This is a genomic window from Providencia sp. PROV236 (genome assembly GCF_033676985.1).
Lineage (GTDB): Bacteria > Pseudomonadota > Gammaproteobacteria > Enterobacterales > Enterobacteriaceae > Providencia > Providencia manganoxydans.
Map to the genome: position 1 here is coordinate 2,221,149 of NZ_CP096297.1, position 13,147 is coordinate 2,234,295.

General features: G+C 36.6%; 15 protein-coding genes. 8 read left to right on the top strand and 7 right to left on the bottom strand.

The features are described from left to right. Positions 1–36: 36 nt before the first annotated feature. The 3 genes from M1E96_RS09875 (at position 37) to bioD (ending at position 3,144) form a co-directional block, all read left to right on the top strand. Positions 37–939, top strand: coding sequence for a LysR family transcriptional regulator (locus tag M1E96_RS09875; protein WP_070928062.1), 903 nt, complete (start codon positions 37–39; stop codon positions 937–939). A 179-nt stretch (positions 940–1,118) separates the two neighbouring features. Beyond that, positions 1,119–2,327: an ROK family protein gene (locus M1E96_RS09880; RefSeq protein WP_272579873.1), complete on the top strand. Its 1,209-nt coding sequence runs from the start codon at positions 1,119–1,121 to the stop codon at positions 2,325–2,327. A gap of 142 nt (positions 2,328–2,469) precedes the next feature. Further along, complete coding sequence (gene bioD / locus M1E96_RS09885; protein ID WP_140179588.1) at positions 2,470–3,144, top strand: dethiobiotin synthase; 675 nt, start codon at positions 2,470–2,472, stop codon at positions 3,142–3,144. A gap of 50 nt (positions 3,145–3,194) precedes the next feature. Here the strand turns inward: bioD and M1E96_RS09890 are convergent, their stop codons facing one another. The 6 genes from M1E96_RS09890 to M1E96_RS09915 form a co-directional block, all read right to left on the bottom strand. Further along, on the bottom strand, positions 3,195–3,428 hold the full coding sequence (locus M1E96_RS09890) for a DUF1161 domain-containing protein (RefSeq protein ID WP_070928056.1): 234 nt from the start codon (positions 3,426–3,428) through the stop codon (positions 3,195–3,197). 25 nt (positions 3,429–3,453) lie between these two features. Beyond that, the gene (locus tag M1E96_RS09895; RefSeq protein WP_070928053.1) at positions 3,454–3,813 is read right to left on the bottom strand and encodes a DUF1283 family protein; all 360 of its coding nucleotides are present in this window, start codon (positions 3,811–3,813) and stop codon (positions 3,454–3,456) included. Between the two features lie 78 nt (positions 3,814–3,891). Next, positions 3,892–4,641, bottom strand: a complete 750-nt coding sequence (gene ydfG, locus M1E96_RS09900) for a bifunctional NADP-dependent 3-hydroxy acid dehydrogenase/3-hydroxypropionate dehydrogenase YdfG (RefSeq protein ID WP_070928051.1) — start codon at positions 4,639–4,641, stop codon at positions 3,892–3,894. Between the two features lie 76 nt (positions 4,642–4,717). Further along, positions 4,718–5,254 (bottom strand): DUF4139 domain-containing protein, encoded by a 537-nt coding sequence (locus tag M1E96_RS09905; RefSeq protein WP_369426973.1) that lies wholly within the window; start codon positions 5,252–5,254, stop codon positions 4,718–4,720. Then, positions 5,251–6,459 carry an IS4-like element ISVsa5 family transposase gene (locus tag M1E96_RS09910; protein WP_369426974.1) on the bottom strand — a complete coding sequence of 403 codons (1,209 nt, stop codon included), beginning with the start codon at positions 6,457–6,459 and terminating at the stop codon, positions 5,251–5,253. Before M1E96_RS09910 ends, M1E96_RS09905 begins: the two co-directional genes overlap by 4 nt. A gap of 103 nt (positions 6,460–6,562) precedes the next feature. Next, positions 6,563–7,678, bottom strand: coding sequence for a mucoidy inhibitor MuiA family protein (locus M1E96_RS09915; RefSeq protein ID WP_369426975.1), 1,116 nt, complete (start codon positions 7,676–7,678; stop codon positions 6,563–6,565). A 168-nt stretch (positions 7,679–7,846) separates the two neighbouring features. Here M1E96_RS09915 and M1E96_RS09920 point away from each other — a divergent pair, with 168 nt between their 5' ends. The 5 genes from M1E96_RS09920 to M1E96_RS09940 all read left to right on the top strand — a co-directional run bounded on the left by M1E96_RS09920 (position 7,847) and on the right by M1E96_RS09940 (position 12,512). Continuing rightward, complete coding sequence (locus M1E96_RS09920; protein ID WP_272579871.1) at positions 7,847–8,317, top strand: GNAT family N-acetyltransferase; 471 nt, start codon at positions 7,847–7,849, stop codon at positions 8,315–8,317. Between the two features lie 133 nt (positions 8,318–8,450). Then, positions 8,451–9,305: an SDR family oxidoreductase gene (locus tag M1E96_RS09925; RefSeq protein WP_272579870.1), complete on the top strand. Its 855-nt coding sequence runs from the start codon at positions 8,451–8,453 to the stop codon at positions 9,303–9,305. 822 nt (positions 9,306–10,127) lie between these two features. Beyond that, positions 10,128–10,757: a tetratricopeptide repeat protein gene (locus M1E96_RS09930; protein WP_319066109.1), complete on the top strand. Its 630-nt coding sequence runs from the start codon at positions 10,128–10,130 to the stop codon at positions 10,755–10,757. Between the two features lie 495 nt (positions 10,758–11,252). Then, the gene (locus tag M1E96_RS09935; protein ID WP_337979351.1) at positions 11,253–11,591 is read left to right on the top strand and encodes a hypothetical protein; all 339 of its coding nucleotides are present in this window, start codon (positions 11,253–11,255) and stop codon (positions 11,589–11,591) included. 459 nt (positions 11,592–12,050) lie between these two features. Beyond that, positions 12,051–12,512 carry a GNAT family N-acetyltransferase gene (locus M1E96_RS09940; protein WP_272579867.1) on the top strand — a complete coding sequence of 154 codons (462 nt, stop codon included), beginning with the start codon at positions 12,051–12,053 and terminating at the stop codon, positions 12,510–12,512. A gap of 125 nt (positions 12,513–12,637) precedes the next feature. Here the strand turns inward: M1E96_RS09940 and M1E96_RS09945 are convergent, their stop codons facing one another. Beyond that, a complete protein-coding gene (locus M1E96_RS09945) occupies positions 12,638–13,135 on the bottom strand; it encodes an N-acetyltransferase family protein (RefSeq protein WP_369426976.1) in 498 nt (165 codons plus the stop codon). Positions 13,136–13,147 lie beyond the last annotated feature (12 nt).

Sequence of the window (13,147 nt, forward strand, 5' to 3'; positions counted from 1 at the left end):
TTATTAAAAATAATACTTTAAAAATATCAAATGAAAATGGCCATTGAATTAAGACACTTACGATACTTTATTGCTGTCGCTGAGGAACTCCATTTTGGACGAGCCGCTGAACGGTTGCATATTTCTCAACCACCGTTAAGCCAGCAAATTCAAGCTCTTGAGGAGCAGATCAACGCAAAACTACTAGAGCGGAATAATAGAAACGTTTCGTTGACGCCAGCAGGCAGTATGTTTCTTAAAGAGGCTTATCAAATTTTGTCTCAAGTTGATGCAGCGGCAACTAAGGCCGCAAGGATGGAAAAGGGAGAGCTAGGGGAGCTATCGATAGGCTTTACTTCAACTACGCCTTTTATGAATAAAGTCACAACAAGCTTACGCCAGTATCGTGAATCATTTCCGGAAGTGGCGATTCATATGCACCAGATGAATACTAAACAACAGTTGGCTCCGTTACTTACTGGGCGGATTGATATCGGTATTATGCGAAATACAGCTTTGCCTGAACATTTAGATTATCAATTGCTCTTTAAAGAACCTTTTATGGTGGCTGTTTATGAAGGACATCCATTGTTAAAATATGAAAAAACAGGCATCGACATTCATCTATTAGCCGATTATCCCCTAGTATTTTTCGAAAGAGAGGTTGGTACTGCTTTGTATGACGAAATCCATCATTTACTAACATCAGCAGGGATCACGCCCAAAATTTCCCAAGAAGCGGGGGAAGCGATGACTATTTTGGGGTTAATTTCAGCTGGAATGGGGATCTCAATTATTACAGAATCCTTTACTCGTATGAAAATTGATGGCGTTAGATATATCAAATTTTCTAACATCGAGGCAGCTTCAGAAGTATGGTTAGTCTACAATACACGTAGAGCATTACCCGCAGCGGCTAAAAAATTGACGGATCTGCTAATCAAAAATATTGTTGGTTAAACAAATTCAAATGAAGATAGCTAAGTTCGCCATAACTTGATGTATACTCTAAATAATTACAAGTTGTAACTAGGCGACAGATAAGCACGTCGCTAGGCGCTTAAAAACAAGGCAACTTGAAGGACGATGATGATTAATGAGTCAATCTACTGCTATACAATGGGATCTAACAGCTTATTATGGAAAACCAAACGGGTCATATTGATCAAATAAAGCAATTAAATACTGGTATTGTTTACCGAGTCATTGATCAATATGGACCAATTTCCCGAATTGCCCTATCAAAGCAGTCACAACTGGCACCAGCCAGTATCACTAAAATTACTCGTGAATTAATTGATGCACATTTAGTGAAAGAGATTGAGTTCCCTGTACTCGGTTTACGAGGGCGCCCAGCAATTGGCTTAGTGATAGAGAGCGAAGGGTGGCAATTTTTATCAATACGTATTGAACATAACTCAATCAGTCTTTCACTTAAACAGATCAATACACAAACCATTATTGAGCAAGATTATCCTTTTAATGTAAAAGGTAATGATGAATTTTCAAGCACCATTGCAACATTAATTAGTGATTTTTTTTCAACCTATGCACAGCAATTAGAACGTGTGACCGCAATTAGCATTCTTCTCGATGGTTTAATTGAACCGTTCTCTGGGGTCATTTATAAATTAGCGAGCTATGATATTGAAAATCTATCGCTTGGGAATTTTTTAACTGAAAAAACAGGATTGCCAACTTATATACAGCCTTACGTCAATGCATTAGCGTTAACAGATTATTTTTCATTGCATACTAAACGAACAGCCAAAAATATTATCTACTTACAAATTGATGAGATTGTTAGTGCTGCCATCATCAATAATGGTGTTGCATTAGATAGTAGTACTCGCCGTGCAATACATTTTGGTCATGTGAAAATTGAGGGGCACAATGAAAACTGTTATTGCGGTAGGACAGGGTGCCTTGAAAGTGTCATCTCAATTCCCGCCATTTTAGCAAAACTCAATCAGTCACAAGAACAACTCTCATTATCTAATCTGACTAGTCGTGATATTTCATTTAATCACTTTTGTCACGGTGTTGAAAATCAAGATCCCCATTGCTTATATGTATTGAAGTATGTCGCTAAAATACTTGCTAACCAGCTTTCTCAATTAATCAATATCTTTGGTACCGAATTAATTTTAATCAATTCACCTTTAAATAATATTTCAGATCAATTCAATTCTCTTTTACGCCAATACTGTATTTCTCAATCCATTCCCCTATATTGTAATGAATTACAGATAGAAAATTCTATAATTACCAAGAAAGACAGTGAAACAGCATTAATTTTACAAGCGCTCTATGATGGTTCTTTATTACTTCAGTTACTACAAGGTTAATAACTATTAATAAAATTATTGTTATTAACTAGAAAATTGAGCTAACGCAAACTTCAGAGTTCTCTCTTCCCATAAACTGATCCCATATCATTTTTCACTGCGAATTATGCAGTCGTCTGTCACTTCAGGATAGAAAATAACCATGATGAATCTATTTGTTACCGGGACAGATACAGATGTCGGGAAGACAGTATCCACATTAGCGATATTGCAGGCACTTAATAGTCAAGGAATTAAAGCGGTAGGTTATAAGCCTATCGCAGATAAATGTATTGATACTCCAGAAGGAATGCGGAATAAAGATGCATTGCTAATACATGGCGCATCACAACAATTAGTATCCTATGATGATGTAAATCCCATTAAAATTAAAGATAACTATAATCAAGAAAACCTCATTGACTTCAATAAGGTAAAACAAGGTTTAGACAATTTAAATAGCCAATGTGATACTGTTGTTATTGAAGGAAATGGTGGTTGGCGTTATCTATTAGATGACAATACATTTTATACGGATTGGCTAAAAGACCAAAAAGTTGGCGTGATACTCGTTGTTGGCATTCAACATGGTTGTGTTAATCATACTTTATTAACAGCTGATGCGATACGTGCTGATGGTTTACCGCTTGTTGGCTGGATTGCCAATCGAATCAACCCAGGGCTAGGCCACTATGCACAAATTATTAATCGTCTACAGCAACATATACAAGCCCCATTACTTGGAGAAATCCCTTATTTGTTAAGGCCAGAAGAAAAAGAGCTCTGTCAGTATTTGAATCAAAATAAACTGAAAGAGTTTATGTGTGAATACGCTTAGTAAGACGAACGAAATTGACAAGGGCACTGAAATTAGTGCCCTTTTGGCTATCAATGACGCGTATAAATAATTTTATACGTTTCGTTTTGACAGTGGCCAACAACTTGGCCTTGAGACTGTTCCGCTTCATCATTTGGGACGGCAACTAAACTGAAATTATCAGCAGGCACGCCATTATTAATAATTTTTTGTTTAATTTCTTCAATCACACTTTCACATGATGCCTGAGCGAATACAGGCGCGAGTAAAACGACTAATGCAGGTAGTACCAATCTCATTTTCATAATAACTCCTTAATTGATTAATGAGTTATGGGCGAGCAAGAGGGCGTCCAGTATTGACATCAAGACAACGTTGAGTACTGGGTTCCCAATAAGCATTTAAATTAAGGCTTTTTTCACATGCATCTTTAGCATCAAACGCAGCATCAATTTTATCGAACTCTTTTTCGGTACGAGAGTTAACTTTTGTACGCAATTGACGAGTTTGATCCCATTGCTCTTTTTCTTGACGAGCTTGTTCTTTTGTCAAAACACTATCAACATTACCCGAAGTTACACACGTACTTCCAGCAGTACAGTTGACACTCGCAGCTTGAGCGCCCATTAAAGGTAAACAGAGAAGTAATGCTGCTAAACCATGTTTAATAAACTTTGATGATGAGTTCATTTTAGTTCCTTACTTTAGTTCCATTCTAACAATGTAACCATAAAAGTTGACTTAAATACCTTAGAAAAGTACGAAAAATTAGCCTTCTTTATGGATCGTCAAACCAGCAAATGTCTGACAGACAGGCATCAATTCAAGTGTATTTACGTTCATACGAGCCGGTAAGTTGGCCACCCAATAGACAGTTTCTGCAATATCATCCGGTGTTAATGCATCAGCACCTTTATAAATACTTGCGGCTTTATCATCATCACCTTTAAGGCGGACATTTGAAAACTCAGTTCCCCCCACTAAGCCTGGCTCAATATCGGTGACTCGTATTTTTTTACCTTGCAGATCAGCCCGTAAACCTAAAGAGAATTGTCTAACAAATGCTTTTGTTGCGCCATAAACATTTCCACCTTTATATGGCCAATTTGCAGCTGTTGAACCTATGTTGATAATGTGCCCATGATTGTTCGCAACCATCGTTTGCAGAACTTCATAGGTCATATTGACTAGGCCTTTAGTATTCGTATCAATCATAGTTGCCCAATCATCAGGATTAGCATTGAATGCAGGCTCTATACCTAGTGCTAAGCCTGCATTATTGACAAGGACATCAATGTTTTTTAAATCAGCAGGTAGCTCAGCGATCGCAGTTTGTATAGCTTGTCTATCTCTCACATCAAGAGTTAAAGGATAAAAATTATCACCTAATTCTTTTTGCAATGCAGCTAAGCGCTCAGAACGCCGACCCGTGCCGATAACGGTCGCACCATTTTGTATAAAACGACGAGCTATTGATTCGCCAAAACCTGATGTTGCGCCTGTTACTAAAATAATCATCATTACCCCTGTCAAATTATTATCGATTAGTATTACGTCATTCTAGCGCTAGCGGCACCGTTCTACAAATTGCAGATCATAACCCGACAATATGCTTTTCTTTTGGATATTTAAAGGTGTAATTAAGAGGAATTTCAGTTTGTTGATTAGGTTTCAGCAAGAGATCCCAGTTAATTTTACCGTTAGTTTTATCCAAGTTACCGTTTTCATATTCCATATCGGTAATTTTAATCTCACTATCTTGGCTAACTGGTAACTGGTCATAGACCACAAGATTTATATCATTATTACGATTATTCTTAACTTTGATAATATAGCTTTCTTTTTGTTCAATCATTGAGCCGATAAATGTCGGTTTTTTGCGTAATAGCTCATTACTTGCTCGGCTTATTTGGATATTTTTATCTACCCCAAAAGGTACGTCTAATGTTTTAGTCAGTTGATCCGTCATCACTTGGTAACTACCAATATAATTATTCATTAAATAGATATTTGCAGGGCCATTAAGCAAATTAAGATTTTGCCAATTATCAACTTCAGCCTGTAGATAAACCTCTTCTGATAGTTTTGGCGTTGCTGTGTAGCGATACTTAGCACTGAGAGATCCCCTCATAATTTCCCCAAAGCGTAACCATGTTTGAATAGATTTTGAGTAAGCAGGGTTGCAGCCACGAGTAAGTCTTCCCTTGTTATTGTGTAGCCAGAATGCCGCAAAACTTCCATGCCTAAGCGAACTGTTGAGAGTACGTTTCGATTTCTGACTGTGTTAGCCTGGAAGTGCTTGTCCCAACCTTGTTTCTGAGCATGAACGCCCGCAAGCCAACATGTTAGTTGAAGCATCAGGGCGATTAGCAGCATGATATCAAAACGCTCTGAGCTGCTCGTTCGGCTATGGCGTAGGCCTAGTCCGTAGGCAGGACTTTTCAAGTCTCGGAAGGTTTCTTCAATCTGCATTCGCTTCGAATAGATATTAACAAGTTGTTTGGGTGTTCGAATTTCAACAGGTAAGTTAGTTGCTAGAATCCATGGCTCCTTTGCCGACGCTGAGTAGATTTTAGGTGACGGGTGGTGACAATGAGTCCGTGTCGAGCGCTGATTTTTTCGGCCTTTAGAGCGAGATTTATACAATAGAATTTGGCATGAGATTGGATTGCTTTTAGTCAGCCTCTTATAGCCTAAAGTCTTTGAGTGACTAGATGACATATCATGTAAGCTGCTGATAGGTTTCCAGTTTTCCGCTCCTAGGTCTGCATATTGTACTTTTCCTCTTACTCGACTTAACCAGTACCAACCCAGCTTCTCAACGGATTTATACCATGGCACTTTAAAGCCAGCATCACTGACAATGAGCGGTGTGGTGTTACTCGGTAGAATGCTCGCAAGGTCGGCTAGAAATTGGTCATGAGCTTTCTTTGAACATTGCTCTGAAAGCGGGAACGCTTTCTCATAAAGAGTAACAGAACGACCGTGTAGTGCGACTGAAGCTCGCAATACCATAAGTCGTTTTTGCTCACGAATATCAGACCAGTCAACAAGTACAATGGGCATCGTATTGCCCGAACAGATAAAGCTAGCATGCCAACGGTATACAGCGAGTCGCTCTTTGTGGAGGTGACGATTACCTAACAATCGGTCGATTCGTTTGATGTTATGTTTTGTTCTCGCTTTGGTTGGCAGGTTACGGCCAAGTTCGGTAAGAGTGAGAGTTTTACAGTCAAGTAATGCGTGGCAAGCCAACGTTAAGCTGTTGAGTCGTTTTAAGTGTAATTCGGGGCAGAATTGGTAAAGAGAGTCGTGTAAAATATCGAGTTCGCACATCTTGTTGTCTGATTATTGATTTTTCGCGAAACCATTTGATCATATGACAAGATGTGTATCCACCTTAACTTAATGATTTTTACCAAAATCATTAGGGGATTCATCAGTACTTAGCATCAACATCTTGTTGTTTGATCGTGATAGATTGGGAGCGTGGTGTGCTATTTAAGCTATAAGGTAATTCAATATTATAACTAAGATTTAAACCATTCGTGTCCGTAACCACATAATCTGCAATACCTGAATTAACCTTTTTAGCACTCATTCTAGCGATTGGAGCAGGGGCTGATGGCGCCATTTCCATCATCATTCTTCCACCGGATATATCTGCCATTTGTTCATCATAAACAGATAAATACCAAGGTGATAAAGCCGGGGGAATAATATTACGAGTAGGGTTAGTTGATGAAAGCGATAATTTAACTTGCTCCCAATTAATACCTGTATTTTGAATAACATCTGCTTTATAGGTTAATAATAATGGCTTATCAATCGCTTTTGCTCTTATATCATACGATGGTGACCAGCCAGCATCAGGAGTCATATAAGAAACGTGCATATTTGTTGTAATACTTTTAGGTGTATCAACGGTCAGTACAATTTCGGTTTGAGAATCTGCATTGGCTGGCATTTTACTTTCTAACTGAGTTTGTAATAGCTCCATTTCCTCAGTTAATTTTTGTATGTTTTGTTCATGTACACGTTGCTCACTGAGAATTGATGCCATTTGTTTACGAATAAAGTCGAGTTTTGATGAGATTTGTTCTAAAGATAATGCTGTAGATTCACCAAAAAAACGCTGATCTTTAAGTAATGCAAGTTGTTCATCATTAACTTTTACGTTGATATTGATATCTGCGATTTGATTTTTTATTTCATTAATTTTCTGTATTAGTGCTGTAATATCAGCAGTATACGATGGTTTTGTCGGAACATGTTGTAGATTGACTGAACGAATGACAATATCATCAGTTGCAAAACTCATAGAAAGACTTTGTTTGTCTACATTTTGAGCTACATTTGTTAGCGTTATTTGGCTTTGGCCAGCAGGCAGCACTAACTCAGCGCTATTATTAAGTTCCGCACCCCGCAAAAATATCGTTGCTTGATTTAGTTTTAATGCTTTATTTATTGATTGGATCTCATTAGCAACAGATTGCAACGAAATAAATGCTGAAAATAATGCAACACCTTTCACCAATTTTGCTACAGTCGGCATATTTAACCTCATAAAAATGTGAAAATTAGCGGATTACAACGCATCATATTTCATATGATAATATCTAGATAACAGAATAAACCTAAATATGACCTTTATAAGGTAGGCAAGTAACTGCTTATAAAATATCATTAACATACTAGGTAGAATTTCGTAATAAGGAAAGAGATGCAATTAGAGTTTAAAAGACTGATTGATATAGCGCCGAGTGATATCGCAGAATTAAATAACCACCCTGAGGTTCTCAGACATATGCCACTAGGTAGCCCTAATTTCGACATTGAAAAAAGCCAAGCTTGGGCGAAAGATAAAGACTCTCAATGGGATATTCACGGTTATGGCCCTTGGGCCTTTGTAATTGATGGGATATTTATAGGCTGGGGAGGGCTTCAAAAAGAAGGTGAAGATGCAGACTTAGCGCTTGTGCTTCACCCTAAATATTGGGGAATGGGGAAAACTATTTATAAAGAAATTATCCGCCGAGCATTTGATGAAATGAATCTGGAGAGCATAACCATCTTATTACCACTATCCAGAGCAGCTAAAGCAGTATCTCGTTATGGCTTTCAACCAGATGGTACTCTTGTATATGATGGCATTTGCTTCCAACGATTTAGGTTATTTGCAAAGCATGAATAGCATTGATAGGTGTTACTTCCGTTAAACATTACAGCCCATTATGCCGAGCGAGCGCCATTAGCTGCTTAGCTTTTTCTTTTAAAATATAAGCCGTAAATTGGCTTAGAACAAACGGTTAACCATAGGATATAGTGTGCAAAAAGTATTGGTCGCAGGGGCTACAGGTTATTTAGGTCGTCATCTTGTTTCGGAATTGAAACAGAAAGGATATTGGGTAAGGGCATTGGTCAGATCAGCCAAGCAGCAAATTCAGGTTTCAGCTGCGGATGAAATTTTTGTTGGTCAGATTACCAAGCCAGAAACCTTACACTGTATAGCGGATGGAATAGATGTCGTGATCAGTGCTGTCGGTATCACTCGTCAGAAAGACGGCTTAACGTATATGGATGTAGATTACCAAGGTAATGCTAATTTATTACACGAAGCGGAAGGCTCAGGCGTTAAGAAATTCATCTATATCTCCGCAATAGACGGTGACAAAAACCGACAACTTAAAATTTTTCAAGCCAAAGAGCGATTTGCTGATGAACTTAAACGTTCATCGATTAATTCAACGATTGTCCGTCCTAACGGTTACTTCAGTGACATGGGGGACTTTCTCAATATGGCTGCATCTGGACGGATTTACCTTTTCGGTAATGGTAACGTAAAAATTAATCCTATCTCCGGTGGTGATCTTGCTACTTTTATTGTAAGTTTGATAGAACAAAAACAAAGCGATGTTGCCGTAGGAGGACCAGAAATACTCAGCCTTAATCAAATTAGTCATTTAGCCGGTCAAGCCCTTGGTCGTGAAATCAAAATCACACACTTACCCGATTGGATGAGAAAAATAGCAATTGTACTGGTAAGGAATTTTACGTCACAAAAAACGTATGGCCCGATCGAATTTTTTCTGACATTTATGGGCTCTGACCACATAGGGCAATCAGTAGGTAATGAACGCTTAATCGACTTCTATATTGAAGAAGCAAAAAAACTTAACTAATTATCACGATGTTTAGTGGATGCTACTAGGCATGTTAAGTATTCAAATATGGAAGGGCATATTAATTAATAGAAAGTATTTATTGTATGTTACATCAGTGAGATTTACACTATTATGTTCTAGATTTTTTTTAAAATATTATGGTAAAAGTTAATGCTATGAATGACTTCTTGGGTGCAATGCTAAGTTTGATATTTTTGGAAATATTTATATGGATAAATATACTGATTTCAGTTTTCATATCAATGTCAATATATTTTTTTCTTTTAGATTTTGGTTATGAGAGTGCCGGAGCTGCCTTAATTTTATTTTTACTATCATTTTTGGGGGTATTTTATGTTAAAAGTACTATTTGTAACAAGTTTAATATAAAGAAATAATTCATAATTAGAGTGTTTTTTCTTTTTAAGATTTTCAATTCACTTATGTAAGTCTTTATTAGAGAGTTTTAAACAATACATTAAAAGGAATTAATAAATGAATTTTATTTTTGATATCATAAAAATGATTTTCGATGACTTTATTATTATTCTCTTATTAATTGCATCTGCTGTTTTATCCTATTTCACTGTTAATTTACTGAATAATATAGGTCTTCATCATGATAACTTGTTTTTATTTTCATTTTTACTTTACTTTGTTATGGGAATGATCTTGCGAAGTAAAAAAGAAAATAAAAACTGATAAAAATTATAATTATCTCATTTAATGCATTGATTTGTTTTTAAATACGTCATGCAAAATAATAATCGTAAAGTGACCGTATGGTTATATTTATTTTATGGTATTATATATCCCTATTTATATTGGATAAACTTTGGCATGAAAAAAATATTATTGTTCAGCCTTGTTATGGCTTTTAGTTCCCGAGCAGATTTGTGTGATGATTTATTTAAGAAACATAAATCTGCTTGGGAAGGAACATCCAACTTGAATATTTGTAAAAATGCATTGAAAGGTGATCCTGATGCTCAATTTGATCTGGCTGGGATATTTAGCATTGATGAAAATAATCCAGAGGAAGCATTTGAATGGACCAGAAAATCTGCATCTCAAGGTTGCACTAAATCTCAATACGTCCTTGGTTTAATGTATTACGATGGCGTCGGCGTTGATATGAACTGGATATATGCCTTTGAACTATTTGAAAGATCTTCTAAGAAAGAACTGCCAAATGCCATAACCTCTTTGGGGTTTATGTATCAAAATGGTCACATGAGAGCCAAAGATCTTGATAAAGCCAAAGAGTTATATGTCAAGGCATCTTATCTAGGTGACCCAACGGCATCTTATCTATTAGGTGAAATGTATAAAAATGGCGATGGAGTAGAAGTTGATACTGAAAAAGCAGCTTTTTATTTTTTAGATAGCATTAATTCTATCCTTAAGGCAATCACTGCTGACGATAAAAACACTTATCCTTGTAATAAATATAATGATTTAACACATTGAATATAGATAAAAATAATGAAATTCCGATAAAAACATGGCGTGACCTTACCTCATTAATTAAGTATGCGATCCGAATTAAAACTAGGACAACCTATCATGGATTAATTTAACCTATGTACTCAGGATCTTTGTCAATGAGTCATTTTCAGCGGCAAGTAGTAGAATAGGGAGCAATTTTAGTTCTGAGCAAATCTAACCGCACATGGCATCTATGACGGGGCATTTTATAATTGTATTTATGTGACAGGGTCACTAATTAATAGGATAGCCGTTTTTATATGGTCAATTAGTCACATTTTCGCGTTCAATCAACCAACACTGGCGCAAATGATTCACCGACGTTATTAAATGGGAACATTTTGCTTTTCGCAATACCAAAGCGGTTCAGTAGCTTGATGACCCAGAGACAAAAAGTCATTCTAGTGATAAACGAACCAACACCAATTAACCAGCTAGAATGTTCGGCTCTAGATTCATAAAAAAGGGAGCATCGTAATGGGTATCACAGAACTGCCAGATGAAGTGGATTTTTTATGTTTTTTTGAAACAGAGCCTTTTTTGAAAGATGTATCAGATAATATGACATTTGGATATGAGTATCATAAAAATAATGTGTCATTACTTTTTTATTTTACAGCATTTGAGGGATTCGTAACGTTAGAAATGAAAGTAGACAATATTACGAATTTAGTACTACATATTAGATATGTTGAAAAAATTCAATTAAATAAAGATGTAATGATGATTAAGCGTGAAGAAAATAGCGGGCTTCCTGAAGTTTCAGTGCAGATAGAACCCACGATTTTAATTAAAACACATCCAGTTTATGGTTAGGCTCTAGCTTTAAAGCCAAAAAGAACCAACACGATTAACCAGCCAGAACGCTGGATTTCTTCATTTCATACTTAGGTTCGCATAATGCATATTATGTTAAATTGAATGTAATCACCAATAACTTCATAAGATGGATCCTTTCAAGGATTTACCGCTTCAAAGCCCTATTGACTCAGATACGTGTTGAGAATTTAATAACTTCACTTCTAGCCCAATCTGAGAATTTTAATGGGATACTCGATACAGCATTTACGCATAGATAAAAAACAGATACTGACCGAGCAACTTATTCTCAACCAAACCTCTATCAAATATCTTGTGATGTGATTTCAATCTTCACCACATGCTCATTGTGACCTTTTCTTTCTTATTGTATTTGTTGTTGCGCTTCAGGCATTGAGATAATCTTTAGAATAAATTATTCAATTCTGCGCGGATCCCCAACAAGGACTTAATAATATGTCGATTAGTATTGATATAGCTAATGCCTCTGAAGCAAAAGAACTTACAACAATCGCTCTGGAATCTAAACAATACTGGGGATACAGTTCTGACTTTATTGAGATGTGCCGTGATGAACTCACATTGAAAGAAGCCGATTTTGTTAACTCTTTAATTTTGGTCGCAAAAAATAATGAAAAATATTGTGGTTTTGTTCAACTCAAATTGAATGATAACGCAGGACAAGGAGAACTAGAAAAGCTATTTGTCGCCCCCTCTTTTATTGGCCAAGGGATTGGCAAAACCTTGTATGAACGAGCTGTGGAACATGCACGAAAGATGAACATAAAAGAGCTAGTACTTGATGCAGATCCTAATGCTGAAAATTTTTATAAAAAAATGGGCGCAATAACGATGTACAATACACCTTCAGAGTCAATCCCTGGACGATTTATACCAAAAATGAAAATAACAATATAATCAATTGGTTAGGATTGCATAGTCAATAATGGCTTGCACTAATTACTAAAGGCAAATTAACGATGCTTTTACTTCTGTGTAATGTAGATCCCAAATTTTGCAGTATTAGGTTTATACAAAAAGCCTTAGCGAAGGATTAACGCCATCAATATTTCGTCTCGATATTCCGTGCCCTCTTTCAGCGCACGAGGTTCCACACCGTAGATTTTGAAACCATGTTTTTCATAGAGGTTGATAGCAGCGGTATTTCCATCTACTACGCTGAGCATGATTTGCTCAACATGCTTAAGAGCATAATTTTTCACTGACTGTAATAGCTTTTCCGCTATACCTAACCCTCGAAATTCAGGCTCAACAAAAACGCTCGATAAATAAGCTTTGTGAGCATCTTTAATGCCATCATCTTGTTTAAAGACACACAAACCGACAATCTTTTCGTCTATGTATGCACCGAATGCTGTAAAACTATCCAACCGTTTTGCAACAGATTGAATTGGTTGTTTTTCCTCACAATCATAAATTGAACCAAACATCTCTGGAGATTTCTTCAACGCTGACAAGCGAATGTTACGAAAATCTTGTACATCAGCTACTCCGAGTAGACAAATTTTAGGTTCAATCATAGTATTAATTTT